At 38.7% G+C, this 21,333-nt stretch carries 23 protein-coding genes; 21 read left to right on the top strand and 2 right to left on the bottom strand.

Annotated elements, in window-relative coordinates:
- The first annotated feature begins 3 nt into the window (after positions 1–3).
- The 17 genes from fabG (at position 4) to IGK54_RS11025 (ending at position 14,050) form a co-directional block, all read left to right on the top strand.
- Positions 4–741: a 3-oxoacyl-[acyl-carrier-protein] reductase gene (gene fabG, locus IGK54_RS11105; RefSeq protein WP_104659967.1), complete on the top strand. Its 738-nt coding sequence runs from the start codon at positions 4–6 to the stop codon at positions 739–741.
- Between the two features lie 18 nt (positions 742–759).
- Positions 760–1,995 (top strand): beta-ketoacyl-ACP synthase II, encoded by a 1,236-nt coding sequence (fabF, locus tag IGK54_RS11100; RefSeq protein ID WP_002356284.1) that lies wholly within the window; start codon positions 760–762, stop codon positions 1,993–1,995.
- A 1-nt stretch (position 1,996) separates the two neighbouring features.
- Positions 1,997–2,485, top strand: coding sequence for an acetyl-CoA carboxylase biotin carboxyl carrier protein (gene accB, locus IGK54_RS11095; RefSeq protein ID WP_085406703.1), 489 nt, complete (start codon positions 1,997–1,999; stop codon positions 2,483–2,485).
- 3 nt (positions 2,486–2,488) lie between these two features.
- A complete protein-coding gene (gene fabZ, locus IGK54_RS11090) occupies positions 2,489–2,914 on the top strand; it encodes a 3-hydroxyacyl-ACP dehydratase FabZ (protein WP_002356286.1) in 426 nt (141 codons plus the stop codon).
- Positions 2,915–2,921: 7 nt separating this feature from the next.
- On the top strand, positions 2,922–4,292 hold the full coding sequence (locus IGK54_RS11085) for an acetyl-CoA carboxylase biotin carboxylase subunit (RefSeq protein WP_142957345.1): 1,371 nt from the start codon (positions 2,922–2,924) through the stop codon (positions 4,290–4,292).
- A gap of 55 nt (positions 4,293–4,347) precedes the next feature.
- Positions 4,348–5,214: an acetyl-CoA carboxylase, carboxyltransferase subunit beta gene (gene accD / locus IGK54_RS11080; RefSeq protein ID WP_002356293.1), complete on the top strand. Its 867-nt coding sequence runs from the start codon at positions 4,348–4,350 to the stop codon at positions 5,212–5,214.
- 1 nt (position 5,215) lies between these two features.
- Positions 5,216–6,004: an acetyl-CoA carboxylase carboxyl transferase subunit alpha gene (locus IGK54_RS11075; protein ID WP_002362363.1), complete on the top strand. Its 789-nt coding sequence runs from the start codon at positions 5,216–5,218 to the stop codon at positions 6,002–6,004.
- Positions 6,005–6,226: 222 nt separating this feature from the next.
- Entirely contained in the window at positions 6,227–6,754 is a 528-nt protein-coding gene (locus IGK54_RS11070; protein ID WP_002356296.1) for a YqeG family HAD IIIA-type phosphatase, read from the top strand.
- Positions 6,751–7,860 carry a ribosome biogenesis GTPase YqeH gene (yqeH, locus tag IGK54_RS11065; protein WP_002381381.1) on the top strand — a complete coding sequence of 370 codons (1,110 nt, stop codon included), beginning with the start codon at positions 6,751–6,753 and terminating at the stop codon, positions 7,858–7,860. Before IGK54_RS11070 ends, yqeH begins: the two co-directional genes overlap by 4 nt.
- 23 nt (positions 7,861–7,883) lie before the next feature.
- Positions 7,884–8,195, top strand: a complete 312-nt coding sequence (gene yhbY / locus IGK54_RS11060; RefSeq protein WP_002356298.1) for a ribosome assembly RNA-binding protein YhbY — start codon at positions 7,884–7,886, stop codon at positions 8,193–8,195.
- Positions 8,196–8,212: 17 nt separating this feature from the next.
- Entirely contained in the window at positions 8,213–8,872 is a 660-nt protein-coding gene (locus tag IGK54_RS11055; protein WP_002407954.1) for a nicotinate-nucleotide adenylyltransferase, read from the top strand.
- The gene (gene yqeK, locus IGK54_RS11050; RefSeq protein WP_142957347.1) at positions 8,850–9,440 is read left to right on the top strand and encodes a bis(5'-nucleosyl)-tetraphosphatase (symmetrical) YqeK; all 591 of its coding nucleotides are present in this window, start codon (positions 8,850–8,852) and stop codon (positions 9,438–9,440) included. The genes IGK54_RS11055 and yqeK overlap by 23 nt, the downstream gene beginning before the upstream one ends.
- Positions 9,441–9,486: 46 nt before the next feature.
- The gene (rsfS, locus tag IGK54_RS11045; protein ID WP_033072556.1) at positions 9,487–9,825 is read left to right on the top strand and encodes a ribosome silencing factor; all 339 of its coding nucleotides are present in this window, start codon (positions 9,487–9,489) and stop codon (positions 9,823–9,825) included.
- Between the two features lies 1 nt (position 9,826).
- On the top strand, positions 9,827–10,567 hold the full coding sequence (locus tag IGK54_RS11040; protein ID WP_002356302.1) for a class I SAM-dependent DNA methyltransferase: 741 nt from the start codon (positions 9,827–9,829) through the stop codon (positions 10,565–10,567).
- Positions 10,568–10,647: 80 nt separating this feature from the next.
- Complete coding sequence (locus IGK54_RS11035; protein WP_185938107.1) at positions 10,648–11,835, top strand: nucleotidyltransferase; 1,188 nt, start codon at positions 10,648–10,650, stop codon at positions 11,833–11,835.
- Between the two features lie 86 nt (positions 11,836–11,921).
- Positions 11,922–12,641 (top strand): YebC/PmpR family DNA-binding transcriptional regulator, encoded by a 720-nt coding sequence (locus tag IGK54_RS11030; RefSeq protein WP_002407953.1) that lies wholly within the window; start codon positions 11,922–11,924, stop codon positions 12,639–12,641.
- A gap of 578 nt (positions 12,642–13,219) precedes the next feature.
- Positions 13,220–14,050: a DUF6287 domain-containing protein gene (locus tag IGK54_RS11025; protein WP_173962102.1), complete on the top strand. Its 831-nt coding sequence runs from the start codon at positions 13,220–13,222 to the stop codon at positions 14,048–14,050.
- A gap of 279 nt (positions 14,051–14,329) precedes the next feature.
- Here IGK54_RS11025 and IGK54_RS11020 read toward each other — a convergent pair whose 3' ends face one another.
- Positions 14,330–15,274: an endo-beta-N-acetylglucosaminidase gene (locus IGK54_RS11020; protein WP_010713118.1), complete on the bottom strand. Its 945-nt coding sequence runs from the start codon at positions 15,272–15,274 to the stop codon at positions 14,330–14,332.
- Positions 15,275–15,431: 157 nt separating this feature from the next.
- A complete protein-coding gene (locus tag IGK54_RS11015; protein ID WP_002359392.1) occupies positions 15,432–16,013 on the bottom strand; it encodes a YdcF family protein in 582 nt (193 codons plus the stop codon).
- Positions 16,014–16,134: 121 nt separating this feature from the next.
- Between IGK54_RS11015 and IGK54_RS11010 the strand changes: the two genes are divergently transcribed.
- From IGK54_RS11010 to thrS, 4 genes are all read left to right on the top strand, one after another.
- The gene (locus tag IGK54_RS11010; protein WP_002356309.1) at positions 16,135–16,998 is read left to right on the top strand and encodes an aminoglycoside 6-adenylyltransferase; all 864 of its coding nucleotides are present in this window, start codon (positions 16,135–16,137) and stop codon (positions 16,996–16,998) included.
- Positions 16,999–17,144: 146 nt separating this feature from the next.
- Positions 17,145–18,590 (top strand): L,D-transpeptidase family protein, encoded by a 1,446-nt coding sequence (locus IGK54_RS11005; RefSeq protein WP_002370561.1) that lies wholly within the window; start codon positions 17,145–17,147, stop codon positions 18,588–18,590.
- Positions 18,591–18,755: 165 nt separating this feature from the next.
- Entirely contained in the window at positions 18,756–18,935 is a 180-nt protein-coding gene (locus tag IGK54_RS11000; protein ID WP_002356318.1) for a 2-hydroxymuconate tautomerase, read from the top strand.
- A 396-nt stretch (positions 18,936–19,331) separates the two neighbouring features.
- Positions 19,332–21,269, top strand: a complete 1,938-nt coding sequence (thrS, locus tag IGK54_RS10995; protein ID WP_002359397.1) for a threonine--tRNA ligase — start codon at positions 19,332–19,334, stop codon at positions 21,267–21,269.
- Positions 21,270–21,333: the final 64 nt, after the last annotated feature.

Below are 21,333 nucleotides of genomic sequence, written 5' to 3'. Positions count from 1 at the left end.
AAAATGGAATTAACAGGGAAAAACGTATTTATTACTGGAAGCACTCGTGGGATTGGCAAAGCAGTTGCATTGGCTTTTGCGAAAGAGGGCGCCAATATTGTTTTAAACGGTCGGAGTGAGATTACGCCAGAACAACGACAAGAAATTGAAGCCTTTGGGGTAAAATGTATTGGCCTTTCTGGAGATATTTCCGATTTTGATGCAGCAGGTGAGATGATTCAAGCAACCGTTGACCAATTAGGCTCGATTGATATTCTGGTGAATAACGCTGGGATTACGAATGATAAATTATTATTACGAATGACAAAAGAGGATTTTAATGCCTGTTTAGATATTAACTTGGTAGGAACTTTTAACATGACCCAACAAGCGGTTAAACGTATGATGAAACAACGAAGTGGTCGGATTATTAATATGGCTAGCGTTTCTGGTTTAATTGGAAATGTTGGTCAAGCAAACTACGCTGCGAGTAAAGCCGGTGTCGTTGGTTTTACTAAATCGGTGGCACGAGAAGTTGCGCCGCGCGGTATTACCTGCAATGCGATTGCACCAGGGTTTATCCAAACAGAAATGACGGATGTTTTATCGGAAAAAGTTAAAACACAAATGAATGCGCAAATTCCCTTACAAACGTTTGGGCAAGTCGAAGATGTCGCAGCTACAGCGATATTCTTAGCTAAAAGTCCCTATATTACTGGGCAAGTCGTGAATGTTGATGGCGGCTTAGTCATGCACGGATAAACGAAAGGAGTCAAAAGGATGAATCGAGTAGTTATTACCGGTTACGGTGTCACCTCGCCGATTGGCAATGAACCTGAGACTTTTTTAGAAAGTTTGAAAACAGGGAAAAATGGTATCGGACCGATTAGTAAATTTGATGTTAGTGAAACAGGTGTCACCTTAGCAGCTGAAGTGAAAGACTTTCCAATGGAAAAATATTTTGTTAAAAAAGATGGCAAACGCATGGATAAGTTTTCGTTATTTGGCATTTATGCGGCCTTAGAAGCAATGGCTATGAGTGGCTTGGATACCAGTCAACTAGATGTGGATCGGTTTGGCGTTATGGTGGGTTCCGGGATTGGTGGTTTGGAAACAATTCAAAATCAAGTAATTCGGATGCACGACAAAGGACCTGAACGTGTGGCACCGTTATTTATTCCAATGGCGATTGGAAACATGGTGGCGGGAAATATTGCTTTACGTGTTGGTGCCAAAGGAATTTGTACGTCAACAGTGACGGCTTGTGCTAGTGCAACCCATTCAATTGGGGAAGCTTTCCGCAATATCAAACATGGCTACTCCGATGTCATTATTGCTGGTGGAGCAGAAGCGCCTATTACAGAAATCGGTATTTCAGGATTTGCTTCCTTGACCGCTTTAACAAAGGCGACTGATCCAGAAAAAGCCTCAATTCCCTTTGATAAAGAACGTAGTGGATTTGTGATGGGAGAAGGAGCGGGTGTCTTTATTTTAGAATCATTAGATCATGCTCTAGAACGAGGTGCAACTATTTTAGGTGAAGTGGTTGGCTATGGTGCTAATTGCGATGCCTATCATATGACATCACCAACACCAGATGGAAGCGGCGCAGCGAAAGCCATGGTACTAGCAATGGAAGAAGCTGGGATTTCTCCAGAAAAAATTGGCTATATTAACGCCCATGGAACAAGCACACAAGCCAATGACAGTGCAGAATCTAAAGCTATTGAATTGGCTTTAGGTGATGCCGCAAAAACGGCGTATGTAAGTAGTACGAAGAGTATGACGGGACATCTCTTAGGCGCCGCTGGTGGAATTGAAGGAATTGCTACCCTAAATGCTTTACAACATCAATTTATTCCACCAACCATTAATGTGGAAAATCAAGATGAAGCAATTACGGTGAACGTTGTTTTAAACGAAAGCAAAGAGCATAAATTTGATTATGCTTTAAGTAACTCGCTAGGCTTTGGTGGCCACAATGCAGTTATTTGCTTAAAACGCTGGGAGGATTAACATGCAGTTAGAAGAAGTAAAAGCATTATTAACACAATTTGATCAATCAACTTTAACCGAATTTGATTTACGAGAAGGCTCGTTTGAATTATATATGAATAAAAATACAGTTTCTGGACGAAGTGCCGTAGAACCAGTAGCGCAACCACAAGAAACATCAGTAGCCGCTAGTGGTGTGTCAGTGCCTGTTGAAACAGTTTCTGTCGTTGAAGAAACGCCAACCAATACACCGACAGCCAATGAAAAGACAGAAGAAATTACGTCACCTATTGTAGGAATCGTTTATTTACAACCAGCACCAGATAAAGAGAACTTTGTCAAAGTAGGAGACACTGTTAAAACGGGTGACGTTGTGTGTATCGTTGAAGCGATGAAATTAATGAATGAAATTACGGCGACAGTTGACGGTGTGATTACTGAAATATTAGTCAACAATGAAGATGTGGTTGAATTTGGTCAGCCGCTATTCCGAGTTGCTAAAGGAGAATAAAACATGAAATTAACAATTACAGAAATTCAAGAAATTTTACCACATCGCTATCCCTTTTTATTATTAGATAGTGTTGAAGAAGTCATTCCCGGGGAACGCGTTGTAGCGAAAAAGAATGTAACGGTTAATGAGCAAGTTTTTCAAGGTCATTTTCCTGGGAATCCTGTTTTACCAGGAGTTTTAATTATTGAATCGTTGGCTCAAGCAGGCGCCGTGGCATTACTTTCAATGCCTGAATTCAAAGGGAAAACGGCATACTTTGGTGGATTAGATAAAGCAAAATTTAGACAAAAGGTAACACCAGGCGACACATTAATTTTAGAGGTTGAACTTTTAAAAGTCCGCGCTTCTGCTGGAATGGGTAAAGGTGTGGCAAAAGTTAATGGAAAAAAAGTTGCCGAGGCTGAATTAACCTTTATGATTGGATAGGTGAAAAATGTTTTCGAAAGTATTAATCGCAAACCGCGGAGAAATCGCTGTTCGTATTATTCGTGCCTGTCGCGAATTAGGCGTTCAAACAGTTGCTGTTTACTCTGAAGCGGATCAAGAAGCGTTACACACACAGTTAGCAGATGAAGCTATTTGTATTGGACCGGCGAAAGCAACTGATTCTTATTTAAATGTTCAAGCTGTTTTAAGTGCAGCGATTGTTACCAATGCTGAAGCGATTCATCCAGGGTTTGGTTTCTTATCTGAAAATAGTCAATTTGCTTCAATGTGCGAAGAATGCAACATTACTTTTATCGGTCCTAAAGCAGAAACGATTGATGCAATGGGCAATAAAATAAACGCACGTCAACTGATGCAAAAAGCCAAGGTGCCTGTTATTCCTGGGAGTAATGGCGTCATTGATTCTGTCGAAGAAGCGTTGACGATTGCTGAAGAAATTGGTTACCCAGTGATGTTAAAGGCAGCTGCTGGTGGTGGCGGAAAAGGAATCCGAAAAGTTCTTTCAAAAGAAGAGTTACCGAAACACTTTACTTCAGCGCAGCAAGAAGCCAAAGCCGCATTTGGTAATGATGATATGTATTTAGAAAAAATTATTTATCCAGCACGTCATATCGAAGTGCAAATTTTAGGTGATCAATATGGGCATGTGATTCACTTAGGGGAACGTGATTGCTCACTACAAAGAAATAATCAAAAAGTGTTAGAAGAATCACCATCGATTGCTATTTCTGAAGAAAAGCGTCAGATGTTAGGCGAAACGGCCGTTCGAGCGGCACAAGCTGTGCATTATGAAAATGCCGGAACCATTGAATTTTTGATGGATCCAGCTGGCGACTTTTATTTCATGGAAATGAATACCCGCATCCAAGTCGAACATCCAGTTACGGAAATGGTAACAGGGATTGATTTAGTCAAAGCACAATTAGAAATTGCTTCAGGTGAACCTTTAGGCTATACCCAAGAGGATGTTATCATGACTGGGCATGCGATTGAGTGCCGAATTAACGCTGAAAATCCTGCCTTTAATTTTGCTCCTTCACCAGGTAAAATTCAAAATCTCTTGTTGCCTAGTGGTGGAATGGGCTTGCGTGTAGACAGCGCTATGTATTCAGGGTATTCAATTCCGCCTTATTATGATTCAATGATTGCAAAAGTCATCGTACATGGTGAAAATCGTTTTGATGCCTTGATGAAAATGCAAAGGGCTTTAAATGAAATTGTAACAGAAGGTATTATTACGAATGCCGAATTCCAATTAGATTTAATTACACATGACAATGTTTTGACAGGTGACTATGACACAAGCTTTTTACAAGAAACATTTCTACCAAATTGGGAGCCAGAAAGCAATCATTAAAGAAAGAACGCCGCAAGAGCTGTGCTCTTGCCGCTAAAATACGAGGAGTAAGCAAATGGCATTATTTAAAAAGAAAAATTACATTCGCATTAATCCAAATCGTGCTGATGCAAATGATGCATCAAAGAAGCCTTCTGTTCCAGATAATATGTGGGCAAAATGCCCTTCTTGTAAGCGAACACTGTATACAAAAGAAATGGGTGCAGAAAAAATCTGTCCGCATTGTGGCTATAGTTTTCGGATTGGTGCATGGGAACGATTAGCGATAACCGTTGATGAAAAAAGTTTCCACAATTGGGACAGTGAATTAGTGACAAAAGATCCACTAAATTTTCCTGGTTATCTTGAAAAAATTGAAAAAATGCAAGAAAAAACTGGGCTAGATGAAGCTGTCTTAACGGGAGAAGCAACAATTGAAGGACAAGCTGTTGCAATTGGAATCATGGACGCTAATTTTATCATGGGCAGTATGGGAACGATTGTTGGTGAAAAAATCACACGCTTGTTTGAGCGGGCGACAGAAAAGCATTTACCAGTAGTGATTTTCACTGCATCTGGTGGTGCCCGTATGCAAGAAGGAATTTTTTCATTGATGCAAATGGCGAAAATTTCGGCCGCTTTGCAACGGCATAACAAAGCAGGCTTGCTGTATCTTACGGTATTGACTGATCCAACGACTGGCGGTGTTACCGCAAGTTTTGCGATGGATGGCGATATTATTTTGGCAGAGCCTCAGAGTTTAATCGGTTTTGCTGGCCGCCGTGTAATTGAACAAACGATTCGTCAAGAGTTGCCAGATGATTTTCAAAAGGCCGAGTTTCTTTTAGAACATGGTTTTGTAGATCAGATTGTGCCAAGAAATCTTTTGCGTCAACGATTGAGCGACTTGTTACGTTTACATTCTTTGGAAGGGTGGCGCTAACATGGAAAAGAAAACAGCCAATGATGTTGTTACCTTGGCAAGAGCCCAAGATCGTTTGACAACTTTAGAATATATAGAAGCAATTTTTGAGGACTTTTTAGAATTTCATGGGGATCGTTACTTTGCCGATGATTTAGCTGTAGTCGGTGGTGTTGCTACTTTGCAAGGGAAACCAGTTACAGTGGTAGGTATCCAAAAAGGTCGAAATCTACCAGAAAATATTGAACGTAATTTTGGTTCACCTAATCCTGAAGGGTATCGCAAAGCGTTACGTTTAATGAAACAAGCGGAAAAATTTAATCGCCCAGTCATTACCTTTGTGAACACTGCTGGTGCCTATTGTGGGATTGGTGCCGAAGAGCGGGGAGAAGGGGAAGCCATTGCGCAAAACCTGTTAGAGATGTCTGATTTGAAAGTGCCAATCATTTCAGTCATCATTGGTGAGGGCGGTAGTGGCGGTGCTTTAGCTTTAGCAGTCGCAGATGAAGTTTGGATGTTGGAACACACGATTTATGCGGTTCTTTCGCCAGAAGGTTTCGCCTCTATTTTGTGGAAAGATGGCAGTCGTGCGAAAGAAGCAGCAGAATTGATGAAAATCACAGCGACAGAGCTGAAGGAATTAGCTATTGTAGATAAAGTAATTCCAGAAGTTATGAACGGTCAGCCTCTGGAACAAGCAAAAATTAATCGCATGTTACAAAAAGCGTTCATTTCAAAATTAACTGAATTAGCTAAATTAGATACGGAAACGTTACTAGAAAAAAGATACCAACGTTTTCGCAAATATTAGAAGTTACTACTCATCAACGAACTTTTCAGGGGTTGATGGGTGGCTTTTTTTTATTTTTTCTTTTATTTTACTTGTTCTTTTACAAGGAACGACCGTCCTTTATAGAAATTTTCAGTAAAATGCAGTATAATACAATAGGTAGAGACTGAAGCATAATTGTTTAGTTATGTTTCAGTCTCTTAAAATCGAAGAAACTACATAGTGTCAGTGAGAGGAGTCACGATGTTTTCAAAATATAAACCGACATGGATGATTGATGCGATTTATAAAATTACCCCCGCACAATTAAAAAAACTAGGGATTAAGGCAGTACTAACTGACTTAGATAATACGTTAATTGCTTGGAATAATCCCGATGGAACAGAAGAATTAAAAACTTGGTTATTAGAAATGAAAAATGCAGGAATTACTGTCCTCGTTGTTTCAAACAACAAAGACAGCCGGATTAAACGCGTTGTTGAAAAGTTTGACTTAGATTATGTAGCACGTGCCTTGAAACCAACCGCACGTGGCTTCAAATTAGCAGAAAAAAAATTAGGCTTGAAGCCATCTGAAATGTTAATGGTCGGCGATCAGATTATGACAGATATTCGGGGAGCTAACGCAGCGGGTATACGCAATGTTTTAGTTCAACCGATTGTCGATACAGATGGCTGGAATACTAGAATCAATCGGTTCTTTGAACGGAAAATTATGAAATACTTATCAAAAAAACATCCAGAAATGACATGGAGAGGCGGATTAGAATGACAGAGGCAATTCATTGTATTGGCTGTGGTGCGATTATCCAAACGGAAAATCCTCATGAATTAGGCTATACACCAAAAACAGCTTTCGAAAAAGGAATGGAAACAGGGGAAGTTTATTGCCAACGTTGTTTTCGCTTAAGACATTATAATGACATTCAAGATGTCCAATTAACAGATGATGACTTTTTACGTTTATTGAATGGTTTAGGAACAGAAGATGCACTGATTGTGAACGTAGTGGATATTTTTGACTTTAATGGCTCTCTTATTCCAGGACTACATCGTTTTATCGGAGATAATCCTGTGTTATTAGTTGGCAATAAAGTGGATATTTTGCCTAAATCATTAAAAAAACCTAAAATGGTTCAATGGATGAGAGAACGGGCCCATGAAGCAGGATTACGCCCTGTTGATGTTTTACTAACAAGTGGCAAGAAACCACAAGAAATGCAAGAGTTATTAGATACGATCGAAAAATATCGTGAAGGCCGAGACGTTTATGTCGTAGGTGTGACCAATGTTGGAAAATCAACATTAATCAATCAAATCATTCAACAAACAGTGGGTGTTCAAGATGTGATTACGACATCACAATTTCCTGGAACAACGCTAGATAAAATTGAAATTCCATTAGACGATGGCCACTTCTTAATCGATACGCCCGGAATTATTCACCGTCATCAAATGGCACATTATCTAGGTAAAAAAGACTTGAAAATTATTGCACCGCAAAAAGAAATCAAACCGAAAGTTTACCAATTAAATGCTGAACAAACCTTGTTTTTAGGTGGCTTGGCTCGCTTTGATTATGTCCAAGGTGCTAAAAGTTCCTTCATTGCCTACGTTTCCAATGACTTAAATTTACACCGAACAAAAACAGCAACCGCCGATGCTTTTTATGAAAAACATGTTGGTGGCTTATTGCAGCCCCCACGTGCCGATGAAGTCGCTGAGTTTCCTGAATTAGTGCGCTTTGAATTTTCCGTGAAAGAAAAAACGGATATTGTGTTTGCTGGTCTAGGTTGGATTACTGTCACAGAACCTGGTGTAGTCGCTGGTTGGGCGCCTAAAGGTGTCGATGTTTTACGTAGAAAAGCATTAATTTAAATTTTAGAGAGAAGGCAAACAATTTGAAACTTAGAGGAAAACAAAAACGTTATTTACGTAGTCAGGCACATCATTTACAACCTATTTTTCAAGTAGGCAAAGGTGGTTTGAATGACGCAATGATTACACAAATTGATGAAGCGTTGGAAAAACGTGAATTGATTAAAATCACGTTATTACAAAATACAGATGAAGTAGCAGAAGAGGTTGCAGAAGAACTAACAGCAGCCATTCATTGCGATGTGGTACAAATTATTGGTCGCGTGTTGGTCTTATTCAAGCCATCAAGTAAAGAAAAATATCAAAAAATTTCAGCAGCAGTCAAAGAGATTTAATATTGGAGGGATGAACAATGGGAGAAAAAAGACAAGCGCGTCAAGGAGCGGACGTTCTCTTGCAAGAGGAACCGTTACGTTTTCAAACAAGAAAGCAAGTCGGCTTGTTAGGTGGTAATTTTAATCCCGTTCATTTAGCACATCTTGTCATGGCCGATCAAGTTCAAAATCAACTAGGTTTGGACAAAGTTTACTTAATGCCTACGTACTTACCACCACATGTAGACGAAAAGAAAACAATTAGCAGTGAACATCGGTTAGCAATGTTAGAACTAGCAGTGGCTGATAATCCCTACTTAGATATTGAGCCAATTGAGTTAATTCGCAAAGGCAAAAGTTACACGTATGATACGATGAAAGCTTTAAAAGAAGCCAATCCAGATACTGATTATTATTTTATAATTGGTGGAGATATGGTGGAATACTTGCCCAAATGGCATCGGATTGATGACTTACTCCATTTAGTTCAATTTGTCGGCATTCGGCGTCCTAATTATCCAACGGAATCTACCTATCCAATTATTTGGGTCGATGTTCCGCAGATGGCGATTAGTTCCACTTTGATTAGACAAAAAGTCAAAAGTGGTTGCTCAACACGCTATCTTCTTCCAGAGAATGTGATAAACTATATTCAAGAGAAGGGACTGTATCAAGATGAGCTGGATAACAAATTATGATGCTGCACAACGTGAATTATTAATGCAAAAAGTTCAAATGCAAATGAGTGAACGTCGCTTTCGCCATGTGTTAGGAGTCGAGGAAACAGCTGTGGCCTTGGCAGCGAAATATGGTGCCGATGAAGCGAAAGCCAGTATTGCTGCTTTGACGCATGATTACGCCAAAGAACGTCCAAACGATGAATTCGAGTTGATTATTCGCCGAGATAGTTTTGATTTGGCTTTATTAAACTATGGCAATGAAATTTGGCATGGCTTAGTTGGGGCGGATATTGTTCAACGGGAATTAGCCATTGATGACGAAGAAATCTTGCAGGCAATTCGTGTGCATACAACTGGGGCTGCTAAGATGAGCTTGCTAGATAAAATTATTTATGTCGCAGATTACATTGAACCAGGACGTGATTTTCCAGGTGTGAAAGAAGCCCGTGAAATTGCCCTTGTTGACTTAGATGCAGCGGTTGCTTATGAAACGAAACATACCTTGTTACATTTGATTGAACAAGAACATAAAATTTATCCAAAAACGTTAGAGACCTACAATCAATGGGTCGTTAATCAAAAATAAAAGAAGAAAGAATTACTAGGAGGGAACTATCATAGATAGCCAGAAAATTTTAGAAATTGCTGTCAAAGCAGCAGATTCAAAACGAGCAGAAGAAATTGTCGCATTAGACGTAAGAGAGATTTCATTATTAGCAGATTATTTTTTAATTTGCCAAGCCAATAGTGAACGTCAAATCAATGCGATTGTTGATGAAATTAACGAACAAGAAGCCAAAAATCAAGTAGAAGTCAAACGTGTGGAAGGTAAAGAAGGCGGAAAATGGATTTTAATCGATTTAGGCGATGTTATTGTCCACGTATTCCAATCTTCAGAACGTGCCTTTTACAACTTAGAAAAATTATGGTCAGATGCCCCAATGGTTGATCTAAGCGCTTGGGTCGACTAAAATGGCCTATGAAACATTTGCTTTCGTCTATGACGAAGTGATGGACGAAAGCCTATACCAAAAATGGTTGGATTTTTCCAATCGTCATCTCCCACAAGGAACCCAACAAATTCTTGAAATGGCTTGTGGTACAGGCGCTTTAGCAGTTGATTTTGCGAAAAGTGGTTATGATGTGACGGCCTTAGACTTATCAGAAGAAATGTTGATGATTGCTAGTGAACGAGCCTTTGAAGAAGAAGTGCCAGTTCAATTTGTTCAGGGAAATATGCTAGATTTATCTGAAGTGGGACAATACCAAGCCATCACTTGTTTTTCTGATTCACTGTGCTATATGGCTAATCGCCAAGAAGTACAACAAGTGTTCGATGAAGTTTATCAAGCGTTAGAAGAGGAAGGAACATTCATTTTTGATGTTCATTCTACTTACAAAATTGATTCAGTTTTTCCAGAATATAGCTATCATTATCAAACAGAAGAGTTTGCTTTTCTATGGGATAGTTACGCTGGTGAAAAAGAACACAGCATCGAACATTTCTTAACATTTTTTGTGAAAGAACAGGAAACAGATGAGCACTTTGTTCGGTATGATGAATTGCATCAAGAACGAACCTATTCGTTAGATAACTATTTACGAATGTTAGAAAGTGCTGGTTTCATGAACGTCAAAGTTTATGCAGACTTTACAGATGAAGCACCAACTGAAACAAGTGAACGCTGGTTCTTTGTTTGTCAAAGAGATTAATAAGATTTGGCTTATGAGCTTGGGACAGCGCTTAAAAACGTTTGTCTCTTTGCTGATAAGTCCATTTTTTTATAACGGAGGTGGCTAGAGTGAAAGCCTGTGGCATTATCGTGGAATATAATCCCTTTCATAATGGACATCGCTATCATGCCCAACAAGCTCGCCAACAAAGCGGAGCTGAAGTAGTGATTGCTATAATGAGTGGAAATTTTTTACAAAGAGGAGAACCAGCCTTACTAGATAAGTGGGCCAGAGCAGAAGAAGCTTTGCAAAATGGTGTGGATTTAGTCATTGAATTGCCGACAGCTTGGTCGGTACAGTCTGCGGATTACTTTGCCAAAGGCGGTATAAAGTTATTGCAGGCGTTGCAATGTGAGAGCTTATGTTTTGGAACAGATAGTACAAGCGCAATTGATTATGCGGCTTTCGGCCAATTTGTCCAAGAAAACCAATCCTTAATTGATCAAACGTTCCACACATTGACAGACAAACAATTGAGTTATCCACAAAAAATGACTACTGTTTTTCGTCAAGTATATCCTGAAAGCAGGTTTGATTTTTCTTCGCCTAATCATATTTTGGGGATGAGTTATGCAAAAGAAAATGCCACGTATCCAACCCCGATGACGCTCTACCCAATTGCTAGAAAACAAGCGGGCTTTCATGATGCAACGATTTCTGGGAAAGTTGCTAGCGCCACGGCGATTAGGCAAAGTGTTTTTCAACAAGAAATAACGCAAGTGCTGCCAACGGTTCCTTCTATAACCGCACAACATTTACAAACACAGACAATGATTTCATGGGAAAATTATTGGCCCTTCCTAAAGTATAAAATTGTTCAATCCTCGTTAGAAGAATTACAAGCCATTTACCAAATGACGGAAGGACTTGAATATCGACTAAAAGATCAAATCCAAGCAGCAGGTTCTTTTCACGAATTAATGGAACGTATGAAGACGAAGCGTTATACTTGGACAAGATTGCAACGATTAGCAACCTATATATTGTTAAATATGACTAAAGAAGAAGTTGAAACTGTTTGGCAAGACAGCTATCTCCATGTGCTAGGATTTACGCCAAAGGGACAAGCTTATCTAAAAGAAACCAAAGCACAAATTCAATTGCCGGTAATTTCCAAGGTATCTAAAGAAAACCGCGCAATGCTTTCGTTAGATATTCGCGCCAATCAACTATATCAGATGGGAGATTCTTCTTTAAAAGAACAAAATTTTGGTCGGTTTCCCTTACGATTTTCGCCAGATACCTAAAAAATACTTAACAAAAATCAGTTTCCCCAGTATAATAAACAAGGGATAAGATACTAACAACAAATCAGAGAAAGCGAAGTGAGAATATGGGCCGTAAATGGGCAAATATTAAAGAGAAAAAAGCTGCCAAAGACGCAAACAATAGCCGTGTTTATGCAAAATTCGGGATTGAAATTTACGTAGCAGCGAAGTCAGGAGACCCTGATCCTCATGCAAACCAAAAATTACGGTTTGTAATCGAACGCGCCAAAACATACAATGTACCAAAACATATTATTGATCGCGCTATTGAAAAAGCAAAAGGTTCAGCAGATGAACAATATTCTGAATTACGCTATGAAGGATTTGGGCCAAATGGTTCAATGGTCATTGTTGATGCTTTAACAAACAACGTGAACCGAACAGCAGCAGATGTGCGGGCCGCATTTGGTAAAAACGGCGGAAACATGGGTGTCAGCGGTGCTGTTTCCTACATGTTTGATAATACAGGTATCATTGGCTTTGCTGGTGACGATGCGGATGAAATTTTAGAATACTTAATGGAAAAAGATATTGATGTTCGCGATGTTGTTGAAGAAGACGGTCAAATTATCGTTTACACAGAACCAGAAGATTTCCACCATGCACAAGAAGCGTTAAAAGAAAAAGGCATTGAAGAATTCACGGTTACTGAGTTAGAAATGGTTCCACAAAACGAAGTAACATTAGAAGGCGAAGATTTGGCGAACTTTGAAAAAATGTTAGACGTTTTAGAAGATTTAGAAGATGTTCAAAAAGTCCATCATAATGTAGATTTACCTGAATAATCCATTTGTTCGTTTATTTGAAGATTTAGAAAGAGGTCGGGACAGAAGTGTTTAACTCCGAGAAATAAGAAGGAATTTCCGAAAATTGTTCTTTAATTTTTGGAGACCAAGTAGGTATTGTTCATCATCGAATCACTACGTTCTTCGTGATTCTCAACAATTTCGGCTTATTTCCGAAGGACCTTCACCAAGTAGGTACGATGATTTCATCTGTTCATGCTTCACAGTGAAACATCGCAACTCTTAGAGCTGTAGCTCTTTTGAAGGCTGTACTGTGACGAGACGCATGTCGAGAAAACACCTTAGAAGTTGTTGAGATCGGAGCAACGCGTAGTGTTGCTTCTGTTCCCGCCGTTTATTAGTTTTTGAGCGTGGAGCAAAAATCCAAAGTGATTTTTGTCCCACGCTCTTTTTTTCATATAATACATAGAAAAAAGAAAGTTGATTGATAGGTCCATGTGACACAAAGCATTCAATGACAGGTTCAACTTTTGTCTGTTCCATAAATATTTGTCTAAACAGTTGAATTAATAGTACAATAGTCTAGTAAGATAGATCATTGAACGGGGTGAATAGGCGTGAAAAAGGGAATGCTAGCGTTTTTTGTCGGGCTAGCGGTTTTATCATTAACTGCTTGTCGGGAACCAAAAGAAAAGAAAGTAACCGCTTCAACGGAGGCATCCTCTAAAGTTGAAGAGACGAATGAAAAAACCAGTGAAACAATTGATAAGACAAACGAACAAGCGAGTAGCAGTATCGAGTCTAACGAATCAGTGAAAAGTGAAGAGTCTGCAGCTGATGAAAACAACAGTCAGCTAACCACAGCTGATTTAGATACTACAGCGATTGATGCTGGCGATTTTACTACTTTAGTTGGAACATGGAAAAATGGTAAAGGAGAGAGTTTGACCATTCATCCTGATGGTAGTACAAATACCGGAGGAATGATTACGAAGGATTTACCTACTGATGAGTCGCGACCAATTACAAGCTTAAGTATTAGGTGGGGGCCTACTGGTGCTGCGTTATTATTATATAAAATTGGTGTTGAAAATCCTAACGGCGACCAATCGGATAAGACGAAACCACGATTGTTAATTACTCAAGATAGTGGAAATTATCCTGCGGAAGAGTATTACTATCGTTCTTCTGAAGAGGAAAATCAAGACCAAAATGAAGAGGCAAAAATCATCGATACACAAGAAAAAGCAGAGACATATATTAGAAAGACACTGACTGATGCAGAAAATAATGATACGAACCTTGGATTTTTGGGTATGAATGGAAATGACTTCTTTTTTAGAGCCCAATCGAAACAGATGGTTGCAAATGGAGGGACAGGAACTGTCGGTTTTTACAGAGTATCACCACAAGGAGCAGTCAGAATAACGGATGCACGAGGCAACTAAAGATAGTCTCGTGGCAATCTATTTAATTCCTATAAAAGTAGCAAAATAAGAATGAAATGATCACAAAATCTTCACATTTAGTTTGTAAGATATAAGCATATCAACAAACAACCTTAACAACACAAAACACTTTTTCATTTTTAACTCCTTTCCCGTCCTTACCCAAAGGGCGGGTCTTTTTTTGTGTAAAACTATTCGCTCAAGATACCAAAAAACCAGCTTGTAGTAAGCTGGCTTTTAACTCTTTACATGTTGGCGCTTGTAGACACGAGATAATAATTAAGGTGTTGGAACAGTTGGTGAATAGTTCGTTTTTCGACCATAAAGTTCTTGTGTCGCCGCCGAGATATACGCAGATGAATCTTTTCCTGGGAGGTTATACATTAGATAGATACCATATTGCTCCGCTTTTGTACGTTTAGCATATTGCGCAGCTAGATTTTGATTGACACCAACTTCAACGGCAGAAGCACCTAAACGAGAAGCAGGCATCCCCGTAATTTGTGGCGGATTCCAGGTACTATAATAAGGGTTCCAAGCATAATCAATTAAAGAACTCATTTGAGGATTAGCTGAAGAGTTCGCAGCCGCTGGTCCAATATTATAAAAAGTAATTAATTTATCATTACCTAAGCGATTTCTTAAGGCTTGAAGTAACCAAATGAACGAAGAATTATTTGGTTGAGGCGTCCCATTTTTTCCGTATTCAGCATACTCATCATCAAAATCAATACCATCTAAATGATACGTATTAACGACTTGTTCTAATTGAGCTGCAAAGGCATCCGCACTTTCGTAAGTTGGGAAGTTAGCAAAGCCAGCACCTTCATGGTTGCCTAAAATAGACAATAGGACTTTAGTGCCGCGTGCTTGAACTGGACGAATTTGTGTTTCAGCTTCGTTTAAAGTTTGTTGGACCCGTTCATTTAGATATAAGTAAGGTTTTTTATTGACCGTGTCATAATTAATATTGGCTGCAAAAATAATCCCCATATCAAAAGCAGGTTGATTGGTTCCAGCTAAAGTATATTTTCCCACATTGTTAAAATCGTGGTTATTTACTTCTACATACATGACTGTTTTAGGTGTAACAGTTGATGCTGCTTGTACTTCAAATGCAGGTAGTGCAAACAGTAAACCACCGACTAAAAGGATCAAACTTAAAAAAGTTGAAATAATCCCTGTTTTCTTGTTAAAAAAATGAGTGCTCAATTGATGCCCCATAACTTTCTCCTCCTATAAAATAAATATTATTTGTAAGCGCTAACAAAGATATGTTATCATTTTTATAATTTAAACACAAGAAGAAGAGAACAAAAGTGAGCAAATCCACAGAATATAAAAGCGTCCTTCGCAAAATGGTCTTGCGAAGGACGCTCTTTTACCAATCAAAGAGTAAGGCATAGCCTAAAGAAAGCAGCTCTCGACCAAAATTTTTGATATCTTTTGGAAAAGAAGAAGCCGCAGTGATGCCTGAAACATTTGAGATGCCTGCTCGCTTGGCTAAAAGTTGCGAGCGGTACATGTGAAAGTCACTAGTAACAATCACTAGCCGTTTAAAAGAAAGGAGTTTTTGTGAATTGACAATATTTTCTTTGGTGCGTGTGGCACGATTTTCTAAGAGAATCTGTTTTTCTGGAACACCTTTATTTAGCAAGTATTGTTTCATAACCGCGGCTTCCGTAGCCGGCTCATCTGCTCCTTGCCCTCCGCTAACAATAACGGGTGTCTCGGGGTGTTGTTTAATATAGGGGATAGCCACATCTAACCGAGCTTGCAAAACACGGCTGGGCAGTGCGGTTTCTTTAGACGTCCCTAAAACACGGGCCCCTAAAATTAAAATAGCATCTGGTTTATCGGTGGGTTGCGTATTTTTGCCAGTAAAAATAAGTAGACCTAAAATCAAAAGAATACAAAAGCCAAAACTGACAATGGATAAACTTGTTATTTTTAACCAATGCATGAAACATCCCTCCTTGTAATGTTAGTGTATACGAAGTACCATAGAAAAAGCGATAGAAAACAAAAGACTTATAAAAAAATCTATGTTTTAATAGAAACTTTTGAAGAGAGGGAGCGAATGCATGCGTACAGAAGAAGAAATGTTTCAACTTATTATGGATGTAGCAAAACAAGAAGAACACATTCGAGCTGTGGGAATGGTGGGGTCTCGCACGAATGTGAAAGCGCCAAAAGATAGTTTTCAAGATTTCGACATTGTTTATATTGTAGAACCATGTGCTGAGTTTTTTGAAACAGCAACGTGGATAGCAAAATTTGGACAACCATTAATTATGCAACGTCCCAAGGAAATGACCTTATTTCCCACAGAACCGAAGACGCGGGAAACATTTTTAATGTTATTTGAAGATGGTCAACGTATCGATTTAACGTTGTGTCCTCTCGCAGAAAAAGACAATTGGCATGAAGGCGATTCTTTAGCAATTATCTTGTTAGACAAAGATGAAAATTTGCCGCCTTTACCTGTAGCATCTGATAAAAATTATACAGTAACAGTTCCGAATCAGCAGCAGTTTAACGATTGTTGCAATGAATTTTGGTGGGTTAGTACGTATGTAGTTAAGGGGCTTTGTCGGAATGAACTATTTTACGCTGTCACACATCTCTATGAATATTGTCAGCAGGAACTGTTGCGCTTGCTTTCTTGGCAAGCGGCTTGGCAGGAACCGGAGCCAATTTCTGTTGGGAAACAATTTAAGTATCTGAAAAATTATGTCACTCCTGACACGATGGATCAATTAGCATCGTTGCTGGATTTTTCTAGTAAAGAAGCTTGTTGGAACAGCTTAATAAAGACACAAGCCTTTTTTGACGTCGTCGCTCAGGATTTTGCTAAAATGGCCCAGTTTACGTATCATTTACAAGAAGCAAAAAAAGTCACAGAGTATACAAATTCTTTAAGATTAAAGGATTTACAAGGAAAATAAGCTGAAAACAACGTAAAAATAGTGTATAATTGAAAAAATTAATCTGCGAGAGAAAGGGACCCTTTTTTGATTGTAGATCACCGCAGTTGTTTGTTGCCTAGACTCTAAGAAATAAAGCTAAAATTATTGATATAAAGGATGAACAAATGAAAAAAGAAGAAATGCAAATGCGTAATACACGTCGTCAAAAATCAGGAAAAAATAATAAAAAGAAAGTAATTATTACTTCTTTGGTTGGACTGGCTCTGGTTGCTGGGGGCAGCTATGTTTATTTTCAAAGTCACTTTTTACCAACCACAAAAGTAAATGGAGTTTCTGTAGGCTGGTTAAATGTAAATGCCGCAGAAGAAAAATTAGCGCAAGTGAATCAAACCGAAGAAGTTGTGGTTCAAACGGGGACAAAAGAAGAAAAAATTCAACTTCCTAAAAAATACCAATTGGATCAAAAATTTTTAAAAGACCATTTACACAGTAGCAAGGTGAAGCTACCGTTAAACGAGGCATTCAAAAAAGAACTAGAAGCTAAATTAGCGACTTTAAGTTTTCCAGAGGGGAAACCAAGCAAAAATGCGAGTATCCGTCGAGGCAATGGCACTTTTGAAATTGTTCCTGAAGAACAAGGCACAGTAGTGGACACACAGCGCTTAAATCAGCAGATTATTGCGGATGTTGAAGCGGGAAAAGGCAACTATCAATATAATGCCAAAGATTTTTATAAAGCCCCTGAAATTACAAAAGAGGATCAAACGTTAAAGGCAACATTGACAACGCTCAATAACAAGTTAAATAAAACAATTACAGTTGATATTAATGGTGAAAAAGTAGCCTTTGATAAAACACAAATTCAAAACGTGCTGAATGATGATGGTACAATCAACAAAGAAAAACTAACTACTTGGGTGACACAATTAGAAACAACATATGGTTCTGCTAATCAACCAGTTTTATTTACAGATGTTCACGGCACGACACGTCGTTTTAAAAACAACGGAAGTTATGGCTGGTCGATTGATGGGGCCAAAACACAAGAACTACTAGTAAACGCGCTGAATAGCCAAGAACAAACGAATGCAATCACTGCTCCGTTGGTTGGCGATACCAAAGAAAATAGTAAAATAGCCAATAATTATATTGAAATTGATTTAAAAGATCAAAAAATGTATTGTTTCATTGATGGCAAAAAAATAGTCACCACAGATGTCATTACTGGCAGATATAACAAAGGAACCGCAACAGTACCAGGATTCCATACAATTTTATATCGGACAACCGATGTGAATTTAGAAGGTCAAATGCTTGATGGTTCTCGATACAGTGTGCCAGTAAAATATTGGATGCCGTTATTAAGTCAAGGGGGCGTTGTCACACAAATCGGGATTCATGACTCCGACCATAAATTGGATAAGTATGGCGATAAAGAAGCCTTTAAAACCGATGCTGGTAGTAATGGCTGTATCAATACGCCAGGAACAGAAGTTTCAAAAATCTTTGATGTATCCTATGACGGAATGCCGGTAATTATTTACGGACATATCTATGATGATGCACCAGGTGAATTTGATAAACCTGTAGATTACGGCGAAGAAGTATAAAAAGAGATATTAGGCAAGACCGCACTTTGGTCCAACTATGTATCTGAAAAATAAAAATTGGAGACGTCAACCGTAACGACTGACGTCTCCAATTTTTTATTGACAAGCGTCATAACCCGCTCTATGATACAAACAGAACAAGCAATTTAAATTGGGGGAACGAAGATGCCATTTGTACATGTAGAATTAATTGAAGGCCGCACAGAAGAACAGTTAACTAATATGGTCAAAGATATTACAGAAGCTGTGTCAAAAAACGCTGGTGCACCAAAAGAGAATATCCATGTGATTGTCAATGAATTGAAAAAAGACCGCTATGCACAAGGCGGCGAATGGAAAAAATAAGTTTTCAGAGAATTTCTGTTGAATCACTTGCTTTTTCTGAAAATAAGTGGTTAAATAAGTGCATAAATGATTGATGAGAAAGACAACTGAACTTGCCCGCGATCTATTAGAGAGGAAAATCTTGGCTGAAAATTTTCCAGATTGGCACAAGGGATGACCACTTTCGAAACCTTTGTTGAAACAAAGGCGGTCGCACCGTTAACACGCTAGAGGAACACAGATTATTTGTGTTCAAAATTAGGTGGAACCACGATATTTTCGTCCTAGTATTCGTTAGAATACTAGGACTTTTTGTTTTTTAACAAGGGGAACAGGTGGCTGTTTCGTTTCATTGTGAAAAACAGGAACACAATGAAACGCTTCAAATCAAAAAAATTAAAAGGAGAGAATTTTATTATGTCTATTCACATTACTTTTCCAGATGGCGCTGTCAAACCGTTTGATTCTGGGGTTACAACATTTGATGTTGCTAAAAGTATTAGCAACAGTTTAGCCAAAAAAGCTTTAGCTGGTAAATTCAATGGTGTTTTAATCGATTTAGATCGTCCTATCGTAGAAGATGGTTCGCTTGAAATCGTGACGCCTGATCATGAAGATGCTTTAGGAATTTTACGTCATTCGTCAGCTCATTTAATGGCTAATGCCTTACGTCGTCTTTTCCCTAACATTAAATTTGGCGTAGGTCCTGCGATTGATTCTGGGTTCTACTATGATACAGATAATGGGGAATCCCCTGTGACAGCGGAAGATTTACCTGCAATTGAAGCCGAAATGATGAAAATTGTGAAGGAAAATAACCCAATCGTTCGTAAAGAAATCTCACGTGCAGAAGCGTTAGAATTATTTGCTGATGATCCTTACAAAGTTGAATTAATTACAGATTTACCAGAAGATGAAATCATCACTGTCTATGATCAAGGCGATTTTGTTGATTTATGTCGTGGTGTTCACGTCCCTTCAACAGGACGGATTCAAGTCTTTAAATTACTTTCAGTAGCTGGTGCTTATTGGCGCGGAAACTCTGACAATCACATGATGCAACGGATTTACGGCACTGCCTTTTTCGATAAAAAAGATTTAAAAGAGTTTATCAAAATGCGCGAGGAAGCCAAAGAACGTGACCACCGTAAATTAGGAAAAGAATTAGATTTATTTATGGTTTCACAAGAAGTTGGTTCAGGGTTACCTTTCTGGTTACCAAAAGGCGCAACCATTCGTCGTACAATTGAACGTTATATTGTGGACAAAGAAATTAGCTTAGGTTACCAACATGTGTATACACCAATTATGGCAGATGTGGAATTATACAAAACATCTGGTCACTGGGATCATTACCATGAAGATATGTTCCCACCAATGGATATGGGCGATGGCGAAATGCTGGTATTACGTCCAATGAACTGTCCACACCATATGATGGTTTATAAAAATGACATTCATAGTTACCGCGAATTACCAATTCGAATCGCTGAATTAGGGATGATGCACCGCTATGAAAAATCTGGCGCATTATCAGGGTTACAACGTGTTCGTGAAATGACTTTAAACGATGGCCATACTTTTGTTCGTCCTGACCAAATTAAAGACGAATTTAAACGTACTTTGGAGTTAATGGTGGCAGTCTATGCTGACTTTAACATTACGGATTATCGTTTCCGCTTAAGCTATCGTGATCCAAATAATACAGACAAATATTTTGATGATGATGCGATGTGGGAAAAAGCGCAAGCGATGTTAAAAGCTGCCATGGATGAATTAGAATTAGATTACTTTGAAGCAGAAGGCGAAGCTGCCTTTTACGGTCCGAAGTTAGATGTTCAAGTAAAAACAGCTTTAGGAATGGAAGAAACATTATCAACCATCCAATTAGACTTCTTATTACCAGAACGTTTTGACTTAACTTATGTTGGCGAAGATGGTGAAAATACACATCGCCCAGTTGTTATCCACCGTGGTATTGTCTCAACAATGGAACGATTTGTGGCTTACTTAACAGAAGTTTACAAAGGCGCTTTCCCTACTTGGTTAGCACCAATTCAAGCAACTATTATCCCAGTTTCTGTAGAAGCGCATTCTGAGTATGCTTATGAAATCAAAGAACGTTTACAAGCACAAGGCTTACGTGTTGAAGTCGATGATCGTAACGAAAAAATGGGCTACAAAATTCGGGCCTCTCAAACACAAAAAGTACCTTATCAATTAGTGGTCGGGGACAAAGAAATGGAAGACGCAACGGTGAACGTCCGTCGTTATGGAAGCAAAGAAACGTCTGTCGAAGATTTATCAATTTTCATTGACAGCATGGCTGCTGAAGTTCACAATTACAGCCGTTAAAAAAAGAGAAAAAGTCAAAAGGACTTCTGAATTCAGAAGTCCTTTTGACTTTTTTCAACAACAA

Source organism: Enterococcus sp. DIV2384, assembly GCF_050534975.1.
Taxonomy (GTDB): Bacteria; Bacillota; Bacilli; order Lactobacillales; family Enterococcaceae; genus Enterococcus; species Enterococcus faecalis.
The sequence above is the reverse complement of the archived record's forward strand: the minus strand, read 5'-3'. Positions and strand labels throughout refer to the sequence as shown.